17 protein-coding genes are annotated in these 20,976 nt (G+C 74.4%); 10 read left to right on the plus strand and 7 right to left on the minus strand.

Annotated features, from left to right (window positions below; all coding sequences use genetic code 11):
• The first annotated feature begins 104 nt into the window (after positions 1-104).
• Positions 105-1,100: a Rieske 2Fe-2S domain-containing protein gene (locus QSK52_RS39460; protein WP_352230292.1), complete on the plus strand. Its 996-nt coding sequence runs from the start codon at positions 105-107 to the stop codon at positions 1,098-1,100.
• A 5-nt stretch (positions 1,101-1,105) separates the two neighbouring features.
• On the opposite strand, the gene QSK52_RS18200 is transcribed toward QSK52_RS39460, so the two are convergent.
• Positions 1,106-1,333 (minus strand): hypothetical protein, encoded by a 228-nt coding sequence (locus QSK52_RS18200; protein WP_285737114.1) that lies wholly within the window; start codon positions 1,331-1,333, stop codon positions 1,106-1,108.
• Entirely contained in the window at positions 1,333-2,889 is a 1,557-nt protein-coding gene (locus QSK52_RS18205) for a PspC domain-containing protein (RefSeq protein WP_285737115.1), read from the minus strand. Before QSK52_RS18205 ends, QSK52_RS18200 begins: the two co-directional genes overlap by 1 nt.
• Before the next feature lie 134 nt (positions 2,890-3,023).
• Between QSK52_RS18205 and QSK52_RS18210 the strand changes: the two genes are divergently transcribed.
• The 5 genes from QSK52_RS18210 to QSK52_RS18230 all read left to right on the plus strand — a co-directional run bounded on the left by QSK52_RS18210 (position 3,024) and on the right by QSK52_RS18230 (position 9,420).
• Positions 3,024-4,409 (plus strand): ATP-binding protein, encoded by a 1,386-nt coding sequence (locus QSK52_RS18210; protein ID WP_285737116.1) that lies wholly within the window; start codon positions 3,024-3,026, stop codon positions 4,407-4,409.
• Complete coding sequence (locus tag QSK52_RS18215; RefSeq protein ID WP_285737117.1) at positions 4,402-5,082, plus strand: LuxR C-terminal-related transcriptional regulator; 681 nt, start codon at positions 4,402-4,404, stop codon at positions 5,080-5,082. Before QSK52_RS18210 ends, QSK52_RS18215 begins: the two co-directional genes overlap by 8 nt.
• Before the next feature lie 209 nt (positions 5,083-5,291).
• On the plus strand, positions 5,292-6,449 hold the full coding sequence (locus QSK52_RS18220) for an acyltransferase family protein (RefSeq protein WP_285737118.1): 1,158 nt from the start codon (positions 5,292-5,294) through the stop codon (positions 6,447-6,449).
• A gap of 145 nt (positions 6,450-6,594) precedes the next feature.
• Positions 6,595-7,842, plus strand: coding sequence for a hypothetical protein (locus tag QSK52_RS18225; RefSeq protein ID WP_285737119.1), 1,248 nt, complete (start codon positions 6,595-6,597; stop codon positions 7,840-7,842).
• Positions 7,843-7,893: 51 nt separating this feature from the next.
• A complete protein-coding gene (locus QSK52_RS18230; protein WP_285737120.1) occupies positions 7,894-9,420 on the plus strand; it encodes a glycosyltransferase family 39 protein in 1,527 nt (508 codons plus the stop codon).
• Between the two features lie 90 nt (positions 9,421-9,510).
• On the opposite strand, the gene QSK52_RS18235 is transcribed toward QSK52_RS18230, so the two are convergent.
• Entirely contained in the window at positions 9,511-11,943 is a 2,433-nt protein-coding gene (locus QSK52_RS18235) for a hypothetical protein (RefSeq protein ID WP_285737121.1), read from the minus strand.
• A gap of 494 nt (positions 11,944-12,437) precedes the next feature.
• On the opposite strand from QSK52_RS18235, the gene QSK52_RS18240 reads away from it, so the two are divergent.
• The 3 genes from QSK52_RS18240 to QSK52_RS18250 all read left to right on the plus strand — a co-directional run bounded on the left by QSK52_RS18240 (position 12,438) and on the right by QSK52_RS18250 (position 16,763).
• Entirely contained in the window at positions 12,438-13,433 is a 996-nt protein-coding gene (locus tag QSK52_RS18240; protein ID WP_285737122.1) for a glycosyltransferase family 2 protein, read from the plus strand.
• A 137-nt stretch (positions 13,434-13,570) separates the two neighbouring features.
• Positions 13,571-16,180: a DNA helicase PcrA gene (gene pcrA, locus QSK52_RS18245; RefSeq protein ID WP_285737123.1), complete on the plus strand. Its 2,610-nt coding sequence runs from the start codon at positions 13,571-13,573 to the stop codon at positions 16,178-16,180.
• A gap of 178 nt (positions 16,181-16,358) precedes the next feature.
• The gene (locus QSK52_RS18250; RefSeq protein ID WP_033256091.1) at positions 16,359-16,763 is read left to right on the plus strand and encodes a cobalamin B12-binding domain-containing protein; all 405 of its coding nucleotides are present in this window, start codon (positions 16,359-16,361) and stop codon (positions 16,761-16,763) included.
• Between the two features lie 58 nt (positions 16,764-16,821).
• Here the strand turns inward: QSK52_RS18250 and QSK52_RS18255 are convergent, their stop codons facing one another.
• The 4 genes from QSK52_RS18255 to QSK52_RS18270 all read right to left on the minus strand — a co-directional run bounded on the left by QSK52_RS18255 (position 16,822) and on the right by QSK52_RS18270 (position 20,399).
• On the minus strand, positions 16,822-18,390 hold the full coding sequence (locus QSK52_RS18255; RefSeq protein WP_285737124.1) for a DUF5691 domain-containing protein: 1,569 nt from the start codon (positions 18,388-18,390) through the stop codon (positions 16,822-16,824).
• Positions 18,387-18,530, minus strand: a complete 144-nt coding sequence (locus tag QSK52_RS18260; protein ID WP_285737125.1) for a hypothetical protein — start codon at positions 18,528-18,530, stop codon at positions 18,387-18,389. Before QSK52_RS18260 ends, QSK52_RS18255 begins: the two co-directional genes overlap by 4 nt.
• Positions 18,531-18,624: 94 nt before the next feature.
• The gene (locus QSK52_RS18265; RefSeq protein WP_285737126.1) at positions 18,625-19,938 is read right to left on the minus strand and encodes an SWIM zinc finger family protein; all 1,314 of its coding nucleotides are present in this window, start codon (positions 19,936-19,938) and stop codon (positions 18,625-18,627) included.
• A 107-nt stretch (positions 19,939-20,045) separates the two neighbouring features.
• Entirely contained in the window at positions 20,046-20,399 is a 354-nt protein-coding gene (locus QSK52_RS18270) for a MerR family transcriptional regulator (RefSeq protein ID WP_285737127.1), read from the minus strand.
• A gap of 89 nt (positions 20,400-20,488) precedes the next feature.
• On the opposite strand from QSK52_RS18270, the gene QSK52_RS18275 reads away from it, so the two are divergent.
• On the plus strand, positions 20,489-20,905 hold the full coding sequence (locus tag QSK52_RS18275; RefSeq protein WP_285737128.1) for a hypothetical protein: 417 nt from the start codon (positions 20,489-20,491) through the stop codon (positions 20,903-20,905).
• Positions 20,906-20,976 lie beyond the last annotated feature (71 nt).

The raw sequence follows: 20,976 nt of genomic DNA on the forward strand, positions 1-20,976 counted from the left end.
TGGCGGCGCGGCCGTGTGGGAGGGGCACCGGGCACAATCGGACCCGACCCCGTCGGCGGACGGCGGGCGGCAGGCGGCGAGCGGCGAGCGAGAGGGCGGCGAGGATGGCGACGGGGACGGGCAGTGCGGCGGGCGGCGGCAGGACCACCGAGTGGAAGGCGCTGGGTTCGCGGTACGCGCTGCTGCCGCTGCGGCTGTTCCTGGGGGTGACCTTCGTCTACGCCGCCTTCGACAAGCTCTCCGACGCGCACTACCTGGCCGGGGCGGGCGACCCCGCCTCGTTCTACGCCCAGACGAAGGCCGCCGAGGGCAGCAGCCCGGTCGGCTGGGCGCTCGGCCCCGCCCTGCACGCGCCGACCTTCTTCGGCCTGCTGGTCGCCTTCGGCGAACTCGCCGTCGGCCTGGGCACCCTGTTCGGCCTGTGGGGCCGGGTCGCCGCGCTCGGCGGCGCGCTGCTGTCCGCCTCGCTCTGGCTGACCGTCAGCTTCCACACCACCCCGTACTACCTCGGCAACGACCTGGCCTACCTGCTGGCCTGGACGCCGCTGCTGCTGGCCGGCACCCCGTACCTGTCGGTCGACGGCTACCTCGCCGCCCGGGCCGCCCGCGACCGGGCCCGCGGCCTCGCCGAGGACGCGGTGCGCCGCCGCGCCCTGCTCGACGGCGGCATCGCGGCCGTCGCGCTCGGCGGGGCCGGCCTGCTGTCCGGCTCGCTCACCGCGAGCTTCGGCCGGGACGAGGCGCCCGTCGCGGCGGGCGCCGGCGCGACCAGCCCCGTCCCGCAGCCCGGCCCCGCGGTGCCCGCCGCGCAGGTCCCGGTCGGCGGCTCCGCCACCGTCAAGGACCCGGCCAGCGGCGACGCGGTCTACATCGTCCAGCCCGCCGCCGGGAAGTACGCGGGCCTGTCCTCGGTCTGCACCCACTCCGGCTGCGCGGTCAACCCGCCCAAGGACGGCAAGCTCTACTGCCCCTGCCACGGCTCCACGTTCGACGCCGCCACCGGCGCGGTGATCACCGGCCCGGCCGTGAAGCCGCTGCCCACGTACGCCGTCACCAGGAACGGCGACCAGCTGGAGCTCGGCCCCCAGCAGTCCTCCTGAGCCCGTCAGTCCAGGGTGTGGTCGTCGTCCCGGGCGCCGCCGCGGCCGCGCCGGGCCGCCGCCACCAGGGCGCCGGCCAGCCCGCCGCCGCCGAGCACGATGCACGTCAGCGGCAGCACGAACCGGCTGTTCACCTCGCGGTCGTTCAGCGAGGCCACCAGGTACAGCACCGCCAGCGCGGTGAACAGCCCGCCCGCGACCAGCGCGTACACGTCGAACCGGTGCTTCCGCATCACCGCACCACCTTGATGTCCCCGGCGCCCACGGACACCGTCAGTTCCAGTACGCCCCTGGACGGTTGGCCGTCCGGGACCTCGATCACCACGTCCTCGTCGGTGCCGGGGCCGTTGAAGTGCTGCCCGTCCGGCAGGGTCACCTTGCCCACGCCGTTGTGGAGCTTCAGCCGCAGCTCCACCCCGGTCGGCACGGTCACCCGGGCCTCGCCCGCGCCGACCCGCAGTTCGGTGCGCAGGGTGCCGCCCGCCGGGTCCAGCGCCGACAGGTCGAGCCGCGCGTCGCCGAGCGCCAGGGTGTAGTGCTCCTGGAGCTGCTGCGGGGCGGAGACCGTCCAGCGGTGGTCGCCGGTGGAGCCCGCGACCGTCGCCGAGGTGCCGGCCGAGAGGACCAGGCCCACCGTCAGCAGCAGCGACAGCAGGGTCAGCCCGCGGGTCCGCCCCCAGCGGGCGCTGACCACCATCGCCAGGCCCAGCGGCAGCAGCGCCACCGCCAGCACCGTCGACCAGCGGTGCTGCCCGTGGTCGCTCGCCGCGACCGCCCAGGACGCGCCGAGCGCCACCAGCACCGCCGACGCGCCCAGCACCGAGGTGCCGCGCTCCGCCCGGCGCCGGGCCTTCCACTCGCGGTGCCGCTCCATGTTGGCCCGGTACCGCTCCATCGCCTCCTGCTGCCGGACGCGGTGCTCCGCCATCCGGCGCTCCATCCGCTCCTGGTGGCTCTCCCCGGCGGGCTCCGGGCGCGGCTCCTTGCGCAGCGGGTCGCCCTCCGGCAGGTCGGTGCGCTGCCACCACGGCCGGGCGGACGCCCCGGGCGGCGGCGTCGCGCCGCCGTACGGGTTGCGCTCCGGGTGCCGCGGGTCCCACAGGTAGCCGGACGGGCCGACCGGCGGGGTGTCGGCGGGGCGGTCCTCGGCGGCGCCGCCGCCCGCGACCTGCTGCTCGTGCCAGGCCCGGATCCGCTCGTGCAGCTCGGCGCTGCGGACCTTCCACTCGCCGCGCAGGTCGCGGCTGACCGACTCGCCCCAGGTCTTCCAGTCGGCGAACGGGCCGGTGTCCTCCAGCCGGTCCCGCGGGCCGGGCGGCGGCGGGGGCGGCGGGGCGTCGTCGCCGCCGAAGCGCCGCCGCCGCTCCGGGTCGTAGCGCAGCCCCAGGAACACCAGCGCGGCGAGCAGCAGCAGCGGGAACAGCTGGCCGCCGTCGCCCATCGAGGAGAAGAACACCCCGGTGCCGATCACCGTCAGCAGCACCGCGCCGACCGACTGGCCGTCGACCCGGCCGGTCAGCACCCGCTGCAGCTCGGTGCGGCCGCCCTCGCCGTCCGCGGCCTCCCGCGGCACCACCAGCCAGGCCAGGCCGTACAGGAACAGGCCGAGCCCGCCGGTCAGGCCGAGCACCGCGATCACCACCCGGAACACCACCGGGTCGATGTCCAGGTAGCGGCCGAGGCCGCCGCACACGCCCGCCACCACCCGGTGCCGGGAGGAGCGGGTGAGCGCCGGCCGGCCGTCGGCGGGGGCGGCCGGGGGGTCCGCCGGGGTCTGGTCGTCCGTCATGCTCCCCATCCTTCCGGGCCGTCGGGCCCCGCCCAACCGCCCGGGGCCCGGGAGCGACCCTGAACTGTCCCTGAGGCACCTCAGGGGCCGGACCCTGATGCGCCGCTCCACCGCCACCTGCGACCATCGGTGCCGTGGCCGCACCCGAGACCAGAAGCACCGAGCCCGCCCCGACCGAGACCCCGGCCGGTGCGCCGCCCTACCGGCGGCTGTACCGCAGCCCGCACGGCCGGATCCTCGGCGGCGTCTGCCAGGGCCTGGCCACCCACCTCGGCGTGCCCGTCACCTGGGTGCGGCTGGCGTTCATCGTGCTGTTCTTCTCCGAGGGCATCGGCGCCCTGCTGTACGCCGCGTTCTGGGTCGTGGTGCCGCTGGGCATCAACCAGGCCGCCCCCGGCGCCGACCGCCCGGCCCGCCGCGGCGACGCCGCCCCCGGCCGCTTCGGACGGCTGCGCGACCTGCTGGAGCGCACCTTCCACGGCGACGAGGGCGCCCCCGCCGCCGTCGACGACGGCGAGCGCCCCGCCCCGGTCGAGGGCCGCGGCCGGGCCGGCAGCATGGGCCAGCTGTTCGCCCTGGTCGCGCTGGTGATCGGCGTGATGGCGCTGCTGTCCGCGCTCGGCATCCAGACCGCCAAGCCGTACGTGTGGCCGCTGCTCGCGGTCGGCATCGGCGTCGCCCTGGTGTGGCGGCAGGCCGACGACTCGCGCTGGCAGAGCTGGTTCGGCCTGGAGCCGGGCAGCCGCAAGGGCGCCTACCTGCGGGTGCTGTCCGGGGTGCTGCTGGTGGTGGCCGGCATCATCGGCTACTTCGTCACCCAGGGCGTCGGCTCGCCGGTCGCGCTGGTCGTCGAGTCCTCGCTGGCCGTGGTCGCGGGCGTGCTGGTGCTCGGCGGCCCGTCGATGCTGCGGATGTGGCAGGACCTCGGCGCCGAGCGCACCGCCCGCATCCGCGCCCAGGAGCGGGCCGAGATCGCCGCGCACGTCCACGACTCGGTGCTGCACACCCTCACCCTGATCCAGCGCCGGGCCGAGGACCCCAAGGAGGTGCTGCGCCTGGCCCGCGCCCAGGAGCGCGAACTGCGCCTGTGGCTGTACCGCCCGGAGGCCGCCGCCGCGGCCGCCCCCGACACCCTCGCCGAGCACCTGCGCGAGATCGTCGCCGAGGTCGAGGACCGGCACGGCGTCCACCTGGAACTGGTCTGCGTCGGCGACTGCCCGATGGACGAGCGGATCGCCTCGCAGATGCAGGCGGCCAGGGAAGCCATGGTGAACGCCGCCAAGTACGGTGGCGGTGGACCGGTCCAGGTCTACGCGGAGGTGGAGGGGAGGACGGTGTCGGTGTTCGTCCGCGACCACGGCCCCGGCTTCGACCCCGACGACCTCCCCGAGGACCGCATGGGCGTACGCGAATCGATCATCGGCCGGATGCGGCGCAACGGGGGCACCGCGCGGGTGCGGCCCGCGCCGGACGGCGGGACCGAGGTCGAGCTGGAGATGGAGAGGGCGGCAGATGACTGACGCAGCGTCGCAGGAGGCGGCACCCGGCCGACGGGCCCGGGTGGTGCTGGTCGACGACCACCGGATGTTCCGCACCGGCGTGCGCGCCGAGATCGGGCGCACCGACGAGACCGGCATCGACGTGGTCGGCGAGGCCGACGACGTGGAGTCCGCGGTCCGGGTCGTCGCCGAGACCCGGCCCGACGTGGTGCTGCTGGACGTCCACCTGCCCGGCGGCGGCGGCGTCGAGGTGCTGCGCCGCTCGGCGGGCGTCGAGGGCGTGCGCTTCCTCGCGCTGTCCGTCTCGGACGCCGCCGAGGACGTGATCGGGGTGATCCGCGGCGGCGCCCGCGGCTACGTCACCAAGACCATCACCGGCACCGACCTGGTCAACGCGATCTTCCGGATCGCCGACGGCGACGCGGTGTTCTCGCCCCGGCTGGCGGGCTTCGTCCTGGACGCCTTCGCCGCCACCGACACCCCGCCGGTGGACGAGGACCTCGACCGGCTCACCCAGCGCGAGCGCGAGGTGCTGCGGCTGATCGCCCGCGGCTACGCCTACAAGGAGATCGCCAAGCAGCTGTTCATCTCGGTCAAGACGGTGGAGAGCCACGTCTCCGCGGTGCTGCGCAAGTTGCAGCTCTCCAACCGGCACGAGCTGACCCGCTGGGCCACCGCCCGCCGACTGGTCTAGACCGCAACGGCCGGGGCCGGCCGGGCGCGCGCCCTCCTCCCCGGTCCGGGGCCCGGCCCGCGCCGTGCGGCCGTGTGCCAACGATCTGGTCACCGCGCGCGGGGCCGCGCCGCGGTGTCGGTAGGCTTCCTCCCGACCGGCACCGCGGCGGCCCCGATCCGGGGTCCGGCAGCCGGTCTCCTCAGTCCCTCCACAGCGAGAGCGCGCCGATGTCTTCGACCGTTGCGAGCCACGAGCCGCTGTCCCCGTTGACGGCGGACAGCGCGGCCCCTGCCAAATCCGCCAAGCGTCCCCGGCTCTACGTGCTCGACGGCCTGCGGCTGCTCGCCGCGATCGGCGTGCTGTGCTGGCACTGGCTCGGCGTCGAGCGCTTCCAGGGCGTCTGGCACGGCTCCCCGTCGAAGCTGATGCCGTTCGGTCACCTGATCGGCGCCTACAGCTGGACCGGCGTCCAGCTGTTCTTCCTGATCAGCGGCTTCGTCATCTGCATGTCCTGCTGGGGCCGCTCGATCGGCGACTTCGTCACCTCGCGCATCGTCCGGCTCTACCCGGCGTACTGGGTGGCGGTGCTGGTCACCTCGGCCGTGCTGATGGTGGTCCCGACCATATGGGGCGACGACACCCACCACCCGACGCCGACCCGCATCCTGACCAACCTGACGATGTTCAACATGCCGCTCGGCGTCGGCAACATCGACCCGGTGTACTGGTCGCTCTGGGCCGAGATGCGGTTCTACGTGCTGTTCGGCCTGCTGCTGATCTGGGGCCTGACCTACAAGCGCGTGGTCGCGTTCTGCGGCGTCTGGGCGTTCCTCGCCACCATCTCGCCCTCGGTGAACCTGCCGATCCTCGAGACCATGGTGCAGTCCACCTACGCCTGGTACTTCATCGCGGGCATCGCGATGTACCTGATGTACCGCTTCAAGCCGAACATGGTGCTCTGGGCGCTGATCGTCTACTGCTGGCTGATGGCCCAGGACCGGATGCGCGGCGTGATCGGCGGCTACGAGTACGGCACCCAGCACCACCTGTCCTGGTACCTGGTCATGGCGTACGTCACCGCCGCCTTCCTGCTGGTGCTCGGCTCGGCGCTGGGCTGGTTCAACTGGATCCGCTGGAAGTGGCTGACCGTCGCGGGCTCGCTGACCTACCCGCTGTACCTGCTGCACCAGGAGGTCGGCTTCCAGGTGATCACCCGGGTCAGCCGCCACCTGGACCCGTACCCCACCTTCTTCCTGGTGCTGGCCGCGATGATGGTCGCCGCCTACCTGGTGCACCGGCTGGTCGAGGTGCCGCTCGCGCCCTGGATGAAGAAGAAGCTGGAGAGCGCCTTTGCACAGATCCGCCGCAACGGCGAACCCGACTGACCCGTCCGGGTGAAAACCGGCGCGCGGCCCGCGCGCCGACGGTCCCGATCCGGCCCCGTGCATATCCTGCCGGGGCCGGAGCCGTCCCCACCCCCGCCCACCCCCCGTCCGAGCCACTCGCACCCCGGCCCGGCAGGAGGAAAGCGTGACCGCCGAGGCCGACCGCCTGGACCAGCCGGGCCGCACGACACCGACCGGCGGCCCCGCCGGACCGGGCCCGGCCCGCACCGCGCGCCGGCTGCTGCGCTCCGGACGACTGCGCTGGACGGCGCTCGCCCTGGGCGGCTACGCCGCGGTGCGGCTGGTCGGCCTGGCCGCCGTGGTGGTCTGGGGCCACCGGCTCGACCCCGGGCAGTCCGCCCTGCACCGGCTGGCCACCCTGTGGGACGCCCAGTGGTACCAGCACATCGTGGTGCACGGCTACACCGACCGGCTGGACGTCGGCGGCTACGCCAACGGCGTCCCCTACTCCACGCTGGCCTTCTTCCCGCTCTACCCCTGGCTGATCACCGCCGTCCACGCCGTGCTGCCGCTCAGCGTGGCGGGCTCCGCGCTGGCCGTCGCCTGGGCGGGCTCGCTGGCCGCCGCCTGGGGCGTCTTCGAGTTCGGCAGCCGCCTGTACTCCCGGCCCACCGGCCTGCTGCTGGTCCTGCTGTGGGGGGCCCTGCCCGGCGCGGTCGTCGAGTCGATGGCCTACAGCGAACCGCTCTTCACCGCCCTCGCCGCCTGGGCCCTGCTCGCCCTGCTGCTGCGCCGCTGGCTGACCGCCGGACTGCTCTCCACCCTGGCCTGCCTGACCCGCCCCACCGGCATCGCCGTCGCCGCCGCCGTCGGCGTCGCCGCGCTGCTCGCCCTGGTCACCGCGGTCCGCCGCCGCGACGCCACCGGCTGGGTCCGGCCGGTGGCCGCCGCCGCCGTCGCCCCGCTCGGCTTCGTCGGCTACCTCGCCTGGGTCGGCCACCGCCGGGGCCGCTGGGACGCCTACTTCGAGGTCCAGCGCGCCTGGGACTCGCACTTCGACTTCGGCCGCAGCACCGCCTCCTCCTACTACCGGCTGCTGTTCTCCGCGCAGCCGGTCTGGCTGACCGAGGCGGTCACCGCGATCGTGCTGATCGGGTACGTCGTGCTGTTCGCGGTCGGCGTCCTGCAGCGCCAGCCGCCCTGGCTGCTGACGTACGGCGCGGTGCTGCTGCTGGTCGCGCTCGGCGACGCCGCGTACTTCAACTCCAGGGTCCGTTTCCTGCTCCCGGCCTTCTCCCTGCTGCTGCCCGCGGCCCTCGGGCTGGCGCGGTTGCGCAACCGGGCGGCCACTATGCTGGTCGTCGTTTCGGCAGCGGCGTGCTCCGCCGTCTACGGCGGCTATCTGACCTGGGTCTACCCGGACGCCCCCTGACGCCGAAGCACCGAACCGGTCCTTGCACACATGCGTCCTAAGGGGAAAGACGTGGCGGAAGCCGCCGTGGCCGAACAGTCGGCCACCGAACGAAAGGGCTCCGCCGCTCCGGCCGGACGGTTCGCCGCACTACCGCCGTGGGTGGTGAACACCCTGTGGGTGTGGCCGATGCTGATCACCCTCGGCCTGGGCATACGGGGGTCCTGGCGGCCGCAGCTGTGGCGCGACGAGCTGGCCTCCTGGAGCGCCGCGGAGCGCAGCACCGGCGAACTGCTGGACATGCTGCACCACGTCGACGCCGTCTCCGGCGCCTACTACCTGCTGCTGCACTTCTGGATCGGCTGGTTCGGCGACTCCGCCACCTCGATGCGGCTGCCCTCCGCGCTCGCGATGGCCGGGGCCGCCGCGTTCGTCGTGCTGATCGCCCGCAAGCAGTTCGGCAGCGCCTGGACCGGGCTGGTCGCCGGACTGCTGTTCGCGGTCGTCCCCTCGGTCTCCGGCTTCGCCCAGCAGGTCCGCGGCTACGCCTTCGTGGTGCTGTTCGTCGCCGCGGGCACCTGGGCGCTGCTGCGCGCCCTGGAGCGGCCGACCTGGCTGCGCTGGCTCTCCTACGCGGCCTGCGTGGCGACGGCCGGGCTGTTCCACATGATCTCGCTGGTGTTCCTGCTGCCGCACGCCGTCGTGGTGGCGCTGCGCTGGTGGCCGGCCCGGGACCGGCGGCTGCTGTTCGGCTTCCCGGCGGCGGTCGCGGTGGCGATCCTCCCGCTCGTCCCGCTGGTGCTGCTGGGCCGCCGGCAGGTCGGCCGGCAGATCTCCTGGATCACCAAGCCCGACCTGACCTCCTTCCAGCCCTTCTGGAACGGCGTGTTCGGCGACCCGCTGGTCGGCGGCATCTTCCTGGCGATGGCCGTGATGCCGCTGGCGTGGAGCGGGAACCGCCGCCGGGCGGTCGAGATCGGCATGATCGCGGCGCTGCCGATCGCCGCGGTCTACCTCGTCTCGCAGGGCAAGACCTCGTACTTCATGGACCGCTACCTGCTGTTCACCGTGCCCGCCTGGTGCGTGGTGGCCGCCGCGGCGATCACCGCGCTGCGGCCCCGGGTGTGGATGGCGCTGGTGTTCCTGCTCGGCACCGGCTACCTCGGCATGGACACCCAGGAGCACCTGCGCGTCACCACCGCGCACGAGTACTCCGACGAGCGCGGCGCGGCCCGGACCATCGCGGCCGGGTACCGGCCCGGCGACGCGGTCCTCCCGGTCCGCGGCGACGAGGCGTGGATGATGATGGACATCGCGCTGGACTACTACCTGCCGGACCGCGTCCAGCCGAAGGACGTGTTCGTCGCCAAGAGCGCGATCGACCGCAACGACCTGTTCGCCAAGGAGTGCCCCGACCCGGCCGCCTGCCTCGGCGACACCCAGCGGATCTGGATGGTCACCTACGCCTTCGAGAACAAGGGCGACCCCTTCGAGGGCCTGCCGCCCGCCCAGACCGCACTGCTCAAGTCGAAGTTCGCCCCGGTCGAGGTCACCAAGGTCCGTCAGATGACCGTGACCCTGCTGCAGCGCACCTCCTGACCCGGCCGCTGCCGACCGGACGGACGCCGGAAGGGCCCGGGACGCCTCCGCGGAGGCGTCCCGGGCCCTTCCGGCACCACGGGGGAACGGTCAGCGCAGCTCGTAGACGCCGATCCGGCCGTTGTCGAACACCTTGGTGGCCAGCGCCGCCAGCGCGGGCGACTCGGCGCGGACCTTGCGGTTCACGAACAGGTAGCGCACGTGGTGCTCGCCGTGCAGCTGCGCCAGCACCTGCGCGGTCGGCCGGTAGAACGCCTCGTCGTTCAGCGCCAGCAGCGGCTGGTCCCAGAAGTTCGGGTCGGTGCCGGCCATCACCCGCGGGGCGAAGGCCCAGCCCTCGACCAGCACCGAGCGCTCCGAGTAGGCGCTCAGCGCGAAGTCCCGGTAGTCGTTGCACGGGGCGGCCGGGTCGGCGAAGTCGTCGTACGACCAGCAGTGCTCGTTGGTCGCCAGCACGTCCGTCGGCTCGCTGTGCGCACGCACCCAGCGGGCCGCGTCCACCTTGCCGGCGGGCAGCGGCATCGAGCCCCAGACCGTCGCGTCCCAGACCGGCTTGGGCAGGTCCAGCACCAGCGTCGGGGCGCCCGCCAGCAGCGCGGCGGTCAGCAGCACCACGCCGCCGCGGCGGCGCATCCGCGGCAGCGCGCGGGACAGGCCCCACCACAGCAGCGCGCACAGCACGCCGAGGCCGAGCAGCGCCAGGCCGGCCGCGACGATCGGGAACAGCCCGGACGCGGAGCCGTTCCCGTCCGGGTTGCCGCTCAGGAAGGCGCGCAGGAAGCCGCTCCTCGTCGGGTGCAGGCCGTGCAGGTGCCGGGAGAGCCGGTCCAGCCAGGCGTAGTCGTGCTTGTCGACGACGAACCAGGTCAGCAGCACCGTCCAGCCCGTCGCGAAGGCGGCCAGCCCGACCCGCCCGGCCCGGCCGAGGTCGGCCCGCTCGAAGGACTCGCAGTAGCCCCAGGCGGACAGCAGCACGCCGAAGACCAGGCCCGCGTGCGTGAAGTAGCCGGCGTTCCAGCCGCTCACCAGGACGAACACCGCCGGACCGGCCACGGCGCCGCCGAGCAGGAACCACTGCACCGGCTCCAGCCTCAACCGGCTGCGCCACAGCAGCGGCAGCGCGCCCGCCACCCGCAGCTGGGTGTTGACCACGAAGGCGAACAGCACCAGCGCCACCACCACGGCCTGGCCGGAGGCGCCGCGCAGGCCCTGCGGGTCGGCCCAGCCGTAGCGGAGGTTGGAGAACGGGTCCACGGCCAGGCCGTACGTCTTGAACGCGAAGATCACCGCGGTGGAGAACAGCTGGGCGGCGGCCACGATCGCGCCGAGCCCGACCACCGTCCACGGGATCCGCCGGTTCACCAGCAGCCCGACCGCGCCCGCCAGCGCGAGGCCCGCCAGGGTGACCGGGACGGAGGTGGCCTTGGCGGCGCTGGAGGCGAAGGCGAACAGCACCGTCAGCACGTACGCGGCGCGGCCGCCCAGCAGCGGCACCGGCGACCCGGTCTCCCGCTCGGGGCGGCGCAGCGCGTCGCCCGCGGTGGCGACCAGCGCCAGCAGCAGCGGCTGGCTGTACGTCATGGAGACGCTGCCCCACACCATCAGCGTGGTCTGCGGCGAACCGAACGGGGTCTGGCCGTGCCCGCCGTTGAACTCGCCGACCGCGAACAGCAGCAGGCCCGCGATCGGGCCGGCCCAGATCCGGCCGCTGAGCCGGTGCGCGACCACCGCGGCGACCAGCATGGTCAGCGCGCACAGCGCCGGGATCATCAGCCGCAGCTGCACCACCGGCAGGTCGAGGTGGCCGACCAGGCTGGTCATCGCCTCGTGCACGAACGCGAACCAGTGGTACTGCAGCGGTTCGCCGGACGCCTGCGGCAGGGTCAGCGGGAAGGAGTGCTTGGCGTTGCCGGCCAGCGACATCTGGTACGACAGGTCGATGAACTGGCGGCTGGCGTCGTCCGCGGGCATCAGCGGCGTGCGCGACAGGTACGTCCGGTACAGGTAGGCGCTGGTCAGCGCGACCGTCCCGGCCACCGCCCAGGACCAGCCCACCGGGACCTTCCGGTAGCCGCGCACCCACCAGTGCCGGCGCAGCCGCGGCACCGCGGCGAACGGCACGACCACCAGCAGCGGCCAGAGCACCGCCGCCCCGGCCAGGCCCAGCGGCAGGAACAGCGCCCAGGCGGCGAGCTCCAGCACCAGGCCGGTGACCGCGCCCAGGACCAGGTCCTCCAGCAGGGTGTGCGGTGCGCGGCGCAGCGAGCGGTACACCAGCGTGCCGGGCAGCAGCACACCCCAGACTATGTAGAACCCGTACCTGGCTATGGAGTTCAGCGGGGTGTCGGACGCCACCAGGGTGGCCAGCAGCAGGGCCAGGGCGGCGACGGCGGGCAGGAAGCGCCACGCCGCGCCGAGCGCCCCCGGGCCCTCCAGCCGGCCCCGGAGGCCGTCCGGACGCCGGGAGCCGGGAACCGCGGGCGGGGAGTCCGCCGCCACGGGGGTGTCGTGAAAGGTGCCCATGAGAGTGTCTTCTCCCCCTGGAGTGCTCGGTGGCTCTGCGCCGACCTGGAGTACGAGGCGGTGCCGGCCGCGGCTCGGGAGCGGGGGCGGGGCCTCGGGGGAGGGGACCGCCTTACCGCCGGGCAGCGGCGTAGGCGGTCGGTGACGAGCGGTAGTCCTGAGGTGGAACGACTCCGGCTCGACAGTGCGGACTTCGTTAGCATGCCGTACGCGATCCACAGGCTACCAGCACGGTCCGGCGGCCTCCCGGGGCCGGGCACCGGACGGACCGCGGTCCGACAGGCCCGCCGAGGTCCCCGCCGGACCGCGGGCCCGGCCGGTGTCCGACGCCTCCGCCCGGCCGGCGCCGCCCCTGCGAGCCCGGCGCGCCGTGGCCGGGGTTCCCGGGAACTCGGGTGACGGACCGGCAGGGAGCGCCTTGCTAGGATGCGCTCGATCAATCGAACCCCTGCGTCATTGACTCATCGAACCACTCTTCTCTGGCGGGAAACCCCATGGCGGCTGCACGAGCCACGACGACCCTGTCCGTCGTCATCCCGATGTACAACGAGGAGGCCGCCCTGCCGGCCCTCGTCGCCCGTCTCCGCCCCGCGCTGGACGGCACCAACGTCTCCTACGAGGTCGTGGCCGTGGACGACGGCAGCGCCGACCGCACCGCGGAGCTCCTGGAGGAGATACGCCAGGGCTGGTCGGAGCTGCGCATCGTCAAGCTGCGCCGCAACTCCGGGCACCAGGCCGCGCTGACCGCCGGTCTGCACAGTTCGGTCGGCGACTACGTCGCCAGCATCGACGCCGACCTGCAGGACCCGCCGGAGAAGATTCCGGAGATGCTGGAGCTCGCCCGGCGCGACAAGCTCGACATCGTCTACGGCGTCCGCTCCGACCGCAGCACCGACACCGGCTTCAAGCGCTGGACCGCGGGCGCGTACTACTGGCTGATGCGCCGCATGGTCGGCAAGCGGGTGCCCTCCCAGGCGGGCGACTTCCGGCTGCTCAGCCGCGAGGCCGTGGACGCCCTCAAGTCGCTCCCGGACCAGCAGCAGGTCTACCGCCTGCTGGTGCCGTGGCTGGGCTTCCCCAGCGGGCAGGTCACCTACTTCCGCGAGGAGCGCGTCGCGGGCGAGACCAAGTACCCGCTGAGCAAGATGATCCGCCTCGCGATCGACAGCATCACCAACTTCTCCGCCGCGCCGCTGCGGATCGCGACCTGGCTGGGCGTGCTGAGCTTCTTCGGCTGCTTCGCGATGCTGGCCGCCACCATCGGCATCTACCTGGCCGGCCACACCGTGCCCGGCTGGACCTCGCTGTTCGTCGCGATGCTGTTCATCGGCGGCATCCAGCTGATCTGCGTGGGCCTGCTCGGCGAGTACATCGGCCGGATCTACACCGCGGTGCAGAAGCGACCGACCTTCTTCATCGGCTACGACTCGGCCGACGCCCCGCAGCAGCGCGGCGCCGACCGCGGCGAGCGGGTCGACGTCGGCGTCTGACCTGCCGTGACTCCGGGACGGCCCGGCCCCCGCAGCGGGGGCCGGGCCGTTCGCGCTGCCCGGGCCCGGCTGCAGGGGCGTCGCCGCTGCCGGGAGCGGCCCGGGATGTCGGCGGCGGGCCATAGACTCGAAGGGCCATGAGTAGCCTCTTCGATGACCTCCCGCTCCCCGGCTTCGAGCGCCCCGCCGTCGGGTCGAGCCCCCGCCCCGCAGCTCAGCAGTGGTCCGAGGAGGAGGCGCCGCCGCCGGACGAGCCGTACGACGACGCACCGTACGACCCCGGGTACGGCGAGGAGGACATCCCCGACGGGCTGTTCGCCACCGACCACGCCGCCGAGGCCGAGCGCGACGCCTGGCACCGCAACGGCGCCGCCCGGACGGTGGTCGACCCGGCGCAGCTGCTGGAGGGCATGAACGACCCGCAGCGCGAGGCCGTGCTGCACGCCGGGTCGCCGCTGCTGATCGTGGCCGGCGCGGGCTCCGGCAAGACCCGGGTGCTCACCCACCGGATCGCCCACCTGCTGGCCGCCCGCGGCGTGCAGCCCGGCGAGATCCTGGCGATCACCTTCACCAACAAGGCCGCGGGCGAGATGCGCGAGCGCGTCGAGGCGCTGGTCGGCCCGCGCGCCAAGGCGATGTGGGTCTCCACCTTCCACAGCGCCTGCGTGCGCATCCTGCGCCGCGAGGCCAAGCAGCTGGGCATGAACTCCAGCTTCTCGATCTACGACTCGGCGGACTCGCAGCGCCTGATGGCCCTGGTCTGCCGCGACCTGGACCTCGACCCCAAGCAGTTCCCGCCGAAGTCCTTCACCTCCAAGATCAGCAACCTCAAGAACGAGCTGATCGACGAGGAGACGTACGCCGACCAGGCCGCCAACGAGACGGAGAAGAAGCTCGCCGAGGCGTACTTCCTCTACCAGCGGCGGCTGCGCGAGGCCAACGCCCTCGACTTCGACGACATCATCATGACCACCGTCAACCTGCTGCAGGCCTTCCCCGCCGTCGCCGAGCACTACCGGCGCCGGTTCCGGCACATCCTGGTCGACGAGTACCAGGACACCAACCACGCCCAGTACACGCTGGTGCGCGAACTCTCCGGCGGCTCCGCCACCCACGCGCCCCGGATGACCGTCGACGGCGACTACGTCAACCCCGCCGAGGCGCACCTCGCGCAGATCCCGCCCGCCGAGCTGTGCGTGGTCGGCGACGCCGACCAGTCGATCTACGCCTTCCGCGGCGCGACCATCCGCAACATCCTCCAGTTCGAGGAGGACTACCCGAACGCGACGACGATCCTGCTGGAGCAGAACTACCGCTCCACCCAGACCATCCTCACCGCCGCCAACTCGGTCATCGAGCGCAACACCAACCGCCGCAAGAAGAACCTCTGGACGGCCGGCGACCAGGGCGAGCAGGTCGTCGGCTACGTCGCCGACGACGAGCACGGCGAGGCCCAGTTCATCGCCGAGGAGATCGACCGCCTCACCGACGCCGGCCACGCCCGCCCCGGCGACGTGGCGATCTTCTACCGCACCAACGCCCAGTCCCGGGTCTTCGAAGAGGTGTTCATCCGGGTCGGCCTGCCCTACAAGGTCGTCGGCGGCGTGCGCTTCTACGAGCGCAAGGAGGTCAAGGACGTCCTCGCCTACCTGCGCGTCCTCTCCAACCCCGAGGACACCGTCCCGCTGCGCCGCATCCTCAACGTCCCCAAGCGCGGCATCGGCGAGCGCGCCGAGGCGATGATCGACGCCCTCGCGGCGCGCGAGCGGATCTCCTTCGCCGCCGCGCTGCGCCGGGTCGACGAGGCGTACGGGATGGCGGCGCGCTCCACCAACGCGGTGAAGAAGTTCAACGAGCTGCTGGCCGGGCTGCGCCAGGTCGTCGAGTCCGGCGCCGGACCGGCCGCCGTGCTGGAGGCCGTCCTGGAGGAGACCGGCTACCTCGCCGAGCTCCAGGCCTCCACCGACCCGCAGGACGAGACCCGGGTGGAGAACCTGCAGGAGCTCGCCTCGGTCGCCCTCGAGTACGAGAAGGACCCGGGGGAGCGCCCCGAGGGCGACGAGGGCCCGCCGGTCGGCTCGCTCGCCGACTTCCTGGAGCGGGTCGCGCTGGTCGCCGACTCCGACCAGATCCCGGACGAGGAGGACGGGGCGGGCGTCATCACGATGATGACCCTGCACACCGCCAAGGGCCTGGAGTTCCCCGTCGTCTTCCTCACCGGCATGGAGGACGGGATCTTCCCGCACATGCGGGCCCTCAACCAGGTCAAGGAGCTGGAGGAGGAGCGCCGCCTCGCCTACGTCGGACTCACCCGGGCCCGGCAGCGGCTCTACCTGACCCGCTCGGTGCTGCGCAGCGCCTGGGGCCAGCCCTCCTACAACCCGGCCTCGCGCTTCCTGGAGGAGATCCCGGAGAAGCTGATCGACTGGAAGCGGACGGGCGCGGCCGCGGTGCCCGCCTCGCGCGGCCACTCGTTCTCGGGGTCGGGCTCCTCCGGGGCCTCGCGCGGCTCCGGGTCCTCCGCCGCCGCCTCGCCGAAGGCCGGCTGGGGCAGGTCCGCGCGGACGGTCACCGACCGGGAGGTCGTCGCGCTCGCCGTCGGCGACCGGGTCAGCCACGACAGCTTCGGCCTCGGCACCGTCGTCGCCGTCCAGGGCGTCGGCGACAAGGCCCGCGCCACGGTCGACTTCGGCTCCACCGGGCGCAAGGAACTGCTGCTGCGGTACGCCCCCGTCGAGAAGCTCTGACCGGCGGCCCGGTCGCGGGTCGGCCCCGCACGCTGTGACTTTGCCCTCCTCTCGGCGGACGGGAAGGGACGGCGGCCCCACGGGCCGCTAACCTCTCCTCAGATCTGTTAGAAGTGGTTAACACCGAGCCCGCGACCAGGTCGGCCGGGTGGTGGACAACGTGGTCCAGGAGGCAGTGATGGTGGTGTCGGGGCCGATCCGAGTCGTGGTCGCCAAGCCCGGGCTCGACGGGCACGACCGGGGAGCCAAGGTCATCGCGCGGGCGCTGCGCGACGCCGGCATGGAGGTCATCTACACCGGCCTCCACCAGACCCCCGAGCAGATCGTCGACACGGCGATCCAGGAGGACGCGGACGGCATCGGCCTGTCCATCCTCTCCGGCGCGCACATGACCCTCTGCGCGAAGGTGATCGAACTCCTCAAGGAGCGCGACGCCGCGGACATCAAGGTCTTCTGCGGCGGGATCATCCCCGACGCGGACATCACCGAGCTCAAGGCCCTCGGCGTCGCCGACATCTTCACCCCGGGCACCTCCACGCAGGAGGTCGTCAGCTGGGTGCAGTCCAACCTGCGCGCCAGCTGAGAACGGCGGGGCGCGCGTTCACGGGCCTGGGGCCCCTGGTCCGTCCCCCTTCGTGCGCCTAGGAGTTCTCCAGTTCGGCGAGCATCGCCTGCCGGAAGCGCAGCGTCCCCGCGAGGCGGGTGAAGGTGTCGGACCAGGCGGTGTCCGGAGCGGTGTCGGCGACCAGGGCCTCGACGGCGGGGGCGGTCTCGGGGGCGAGGGCGCGTTCGGTCATGCCGAGGACGCCGCTGTGGCTCCACGGGTAGGAGCCGAGCTCCGCGGCGCGCTTGAGCGCGGCGACGACGGCGGTGGAGAGCGGGGGCGTCCACGGGGTGGCGCAGGCGCCGAGGAGCTGGAAGGCGTCGCCGAGCCCGTGGGTCTGGACGAACGCGGCCGTCCAGGCGGCCCGTTCGGCGGGCGGGAGGACGGCCAGCAGCTTCGCCGGGGCGCCCGGGGTGCGGGTGTCTCGGCCGGGGCGGGGCGGGGTGCCGAGCAGGGCGCGGGCCCAGGTGGCGTCCTGCTGGCGGACGGCGGCGCGGGCCCAGGCTTCGCGCAGGTCCTCGGCCCATTCGGCGCCGCCGCCGTCGGGTGCGTCGACGGTCGGTAGGGCGAGCAGCTGTTCGGGGCTCAGGCCGGTGCCGGTGGTCCACAGGGCGAGCGGCGCCCCGGCCACGACCTCGCCCAACCACCAGGCGCGTTCGCCGCGTCCGGTGGGCGACTTGACCGGTATGCCGTCGCGCTGCATGGCGGCGTCGCAGGCCGCGGGCGGGGTGACGTGCAGCCGGTCGCCGTCGTGGCGGACGGCCGCGCGGGCGCGGTCGGCCATCCGGGCGGCGAGGGCGGAGCCGGGCAGGGTGGAGAGCAGCTCCGCGGCGGTGGCCCGGACGTTCTTGGAGCGGTCGGAGAGCGCGGCCTCCAGGAAGTCCTCGTCCGCGAGGGAGAGCCCGTCCTGCAGGGAGTCGAGGAACAGCACCCGGTCCTCGGCGCGCTCGGTGCTCCAGGTGGAGGCGAGCAGGGCCAGACCGGCGGCCGGGTCGGTGCGGCGCAGCCGGGTGAGGTGGGTGACGCGTTCGGCGAACAGGCCCTCCTGCCACAGGAGTTCACCGGGCTGGTCGAGGACGTCCTGCTCCCCGGCGGTGCGGGTGACGTACGTCCAGTCGGGGTTGTGCGGGGCCAGCCAGCGGCCGAGCGGACCGGCCAGGGTGACGGCGTCGGTGCGCAGTTCGGAGCGGGCCCGGGCGGTGTCCAGCAGGGTCGGGACGAGGGCGGGCGGCAGCCGGTAGCCGCGGCTGCGGGCGGCGGCCAGCCACTGCGGGAGGAGTTCGGCCAGGTTGGCCGTGGTGCCCTGGCCGCTGCGGGTGCCGAGCAGGACGGCCAGGCGGCGGGCGGCGGCCTCGGGCAGGGCGGGCCGCGGGTCGTCCGGCGCGGGCGCGGGCGTCTCGACGGCGGGGGCCGGCAGCGCGCCGGCCCGGCGGCGGACCGCGGCGACGGCGGCCAGGTCGAGCAGGGCGCCCGCCGGGTCGGTGCGGTCGAGGGCGGCGGCCAGCGCGGTGCGCGGCTCGGGCAGCGGGCGGCGGTCGGTGCCGAGCAGGGCGGCGCCCTGCAGCTCGGCCCAGTCGTCGGCGGGGGCGAGCACGGGCGCGCTCATGCCCGGGCCCCGTTCGGACGCTGGACGGCGGCGCGGTGGCGGCGGCCCCAGCCGCTGGCGAGGGCGGCCCGGCGGGCGGCGTGGTGCAGGGTGATGCGTCGGACGGCGGCGCGCTGCCGGATGCTGCGGGTGCGGGTCATCGTTTCCTCCGGTCGACGGCGGGTCAGGGGGCGCCGGGGAGCGTCCCGTTCCGTCGGTGGTACGGGTGCAGGGGAGTTCGGTGCTGCCGGGCGGTCAGCCGAGCGGGACGGGCCGGTGCTCGGCGTCCCAGGCGGTGACGGGGGCGAAGCCGTGGTGGCCGCACTCGCCGAACAGCGTGACGGGGTGCCCGGCGGAGACCGCGGCCAGCCGCCACAGCGCCGTCTCGGGCAGCGCACCGCGGCGCACCGGCAGCGCGTGGGTGCCGTCGGTGAGCTGCCAGCCCTCCGGCGTGCGGACCGGCACCACGTCGGCCAGGACGGTCGGCCAGCCGTCCAGCCACGGGTCCTCGGCGACGGCGGCGCCGTACTCGGCGAGCGCCCCGGCGGGCGACAGGCCCGCGGGCGCGGCGGCCGGGGCGGGCTCGGGGCTGCCGTAGCGGGTGCCCAGGACGGCCCGCAGCGGGCGGGCGCCCGGGTGGTAGGCCAGTTCGGCCTCCAGCAGGTAGCCGGTGGGCAGCGCGAGGTCGGGCGCCTGGCCGGGGCGGCCGAAGGCCAGCAGCAGGGCGGGCCGTCCGGTCTTCGCGCCGCGCAGCCACACCCGGCGGGTGGTCAGCCGGTCGTCCGCGGTGTCCCGGCTGCCCAGGACGTGCCAGCGGTCCCGGACGGTCGGCCCGGCGAGCAGGTCGGCGGTGTCGGTGGTGAAGCCGACCCGGGCCCGGACCGTCGCCGCCAGGGCCTCCGGCAGGGTGTCGATCCGGCCGTAGGCGCCGGCCAGCAGGTGCAGCATCGCGTACTCCTCCAGCAGTTCGTCCTGCGGGGCCTCGGCCAGCGCCCGCACCCGGGACGCCAGGCCCGGCGCCTGGGCGTCGACCATGCGCGCGGCGACCTCCTCCCACGCGCCGGGCGGCTGCGGGTCGGCCAGCCCGCGGCGCACGCCGTCGGCCAGCCGCAGCCGCAGCTCGCGGGCGCCGCCCGCGACCCGGGCCGACCGCTTCTCGGCCCGCCTGCGGACCGCCTCCGGATCGGCCTCGGCGGCCTTCGCCCGCTGCTTGGCCGCCTTGTCCGCGGCGGCCCGGCCGCGGCCGTCCAGCCACTCCTGCACCCAGTCCGGCGGCGCGGCGCCGTCGGCGACGGCCTCCGGCCCGGCGGCCCACAGGAGCAGCAGGCCCAGGGCGTGCTTGCACGGGAACTTCCGGCTCGGGCAGCTGCACTTGTACGCGGGTGTGCCGAGCTCCACCGCCGTCCGGTACGGGGTGCTGCCGCTGCCCTTGCACAGGCCCCACAGCGCACCCTGCCCGGTGCCGGTGGCCGACCAGGGGGCCGGGCCGGAGAGCTTGCCCGCGGCCTTCAGGGAAGCCGGATCGGGCGCCAGCGAAAGGACGTGTTCGGTGCTCCAGCGTTCCTCCATGCCGTTGACGCTAGGAGGGGCCACTGACAGTCGGCGGGCCGCCGGGGGCCGCCGCCGGACCCGCCCGCCGTCCGCCCGGGAGGGCGGGGGCCGGAGCCGACGGGCCGTCAGGCCGGGGCCAGCGGACAGCCGGTGTCGACCCGTCCGGCGAGGTCGGCCCGCAGGGCGGCGAGCTCCGCCGTCCGGGCGTCGATCAGGGCGATCTTCTCCCGGAACAGCTCCGAGAGCCGTTCCGCGGCGTCCGGCGCGGCGCTCAGCTCGGCGCCGGTGCGGGCGATCTCGGCGAGCGAGAAGCCCAGCGCCTGCGCGGTGCGGACGTACCGCAGCCAGGGCTCCGCCTCGGGCGGGAAGTCGCGGTAGCCGTTGGGCAGGCGGCGGGAGACCAGCAGCCCGGTGCGCTCGTAGAAGCGCAGCGTGTCGCGGCTCAGCCCGGTCCGTTCGGCGAGTTCCCCGATGCGCACGTCCCTGCTCCCGTCGGCGACTTGACCCTGGACAGTACTCCACCCCCCAGCATGGGCCCGTCCCCGCCCGAGACGGCACAGGAGTCCGCATGACGCCCCGCTACGCCCGCCTGGTCCGCACCAGCGCCTGGTACGACCTGCTGGTCACCGCCCCCTTCGCCACCCCCTGGACGTACGCCCTCGCGCACCGGGCGCTGTCCGCGGCGGGCGGCGCGCTGGGGCTGGGCCAACTGCCGCCGGCGGAGCCGGTGCAGACGCTGTTCGCCAACCTGATGGGATCGGTGGTGCTGGTCTGGGCGCTGCTGCGCCTGCTGCGCCCGCAGCCGGTGCACGGGCTGTTCGACGGGGTGGCCCGGGTGCTGTTCGCCTGCTGGCAGGGGTGGGCGCTGGGGCAGGGCGCGACCGGGCTGCTGTGGGGCTTCCTGGTGGTGGAGGCGGCGTTCGGCGCGGCCCAGCTGTGGCCCTGGCGGCGGGCGGCGGACCGGCCCGTCCCTGCGGCGGACTGACGCCGGGTCGGTTGTCAGTGGCGGGCGGCACAGTGGTGGGTGCACGGGGTGAACGGGAGTTCTCCCTCCCA

The organism is Kitasatospora phosalacinea (assembly GCF_030268885.1).
Classification (GTDB): Bacteria; Actinomycetota; Actinomycetes; order Streptomycetales; family Streptomycetaceae; genus Kitasatospora; species Kitasatospora phosalacinea_C.

What these genes read in the sequence shown, in the direction of transcription:
- QSK52_RS39460 (WP_352230292.1), top strand. Translation starts at nt 105, where the DNA reads ATGGCGACGGGGACGGGCAGTGCGGCGGGCGGCGGCAGGACCACCGAG.
- QSK52_RS18200 (WP_285737114.1), bottom strand. Translation starts at nt 1,333, where the DNA reads ATGCGGAAGCACCGGTTCGACGTGTACGCGCTGGTCGCGGGCGGGCTG.
- QSK52_RS18205 (WP_285737115.1), bottom strand. Translation starts at nt 2,889, where the DNA reads ATGACGGACGACCAGACCCCGGCGGACCCCCCGGCCGCCCCCGCCGAC.
- QSK52_RS18215 (WP_285737117.1), top strand. Translation starts at nt 4,402, where the DNA reads ATGACTGACGCAGCGTCGCAGGAGGCGGCACCCGGCCGACGGGCCCGG.
- QSK52_RS18220 (WP_285737118.1), top strand. Translation starts at nt 5,292, where the DNA reads ATGTCTTCGACCGTTGCGAGCCACGAGCCGCTGTCCCCGTTGACGGCG.
- QSK52_RS18235 (WP_285737121.1), bottom strand. Translation starts at nt 11,943, where the DNA reads ATGGGCACCTTTCACGACACCCCCGTGGCGGCGGACTCCCCGCCCGCG.
- QSK52_RS18240 (WP_285737122.1), top strand. Translation starts at nt 12,438, where the DNA reads ATGGCGGCTGCACGAGCCACGACGACCCTGTCCGTCGTCATCCCGATG.
- pcrA (WP_285737123.1), top strand. Translation starts at nt 13,571, where the DNA reads ATGAGTAGCCTCTTCGATGACCTCCCGCTCCCCGGCTTCGAGCGCCCC.
- QSK52_RS18250 (WP_033256091.1), top strand. Translation starts at nt 16,359, where the DNA reads ATGGTGGTGTCGGGGCCGATCCGAGTCGTGGTCGCCAAGCCCGGGCTC.
- QSK52_RS18255 (WP_285737124.1), bottom strand. Translation starts at nt 18,390, where the DNA reads ATGAGCGCGCCCGTGCTCGCCCCCGCCGACGACTGGGCCGAGCTGCAG.
- QSK52_RS18260 (WP_285737125.1), bottom strand. Translation starts at nt 18,530, where the DNA reads ATGACCCGCACCCGCAGCATCCGGCAGCGCGCCGCCGTCCGACGCATC.
- QSK52_RS18265 (WP_285737126.1), bottom strand. Translation starts at nt 19,938, where the DNA reads ATGGAGGAACGCTGGAGCACCGAACACGTCCTTTCGCTGGCGCCCGAT.
- QSK52_RS18275 (WP_285737128.1), top strand. Translation starts at nt 20,489, where the DNA reads ATGACGCCCCGCTACGCCCGCCTGGTCCGCACCAGCGCCTGGTACGAC.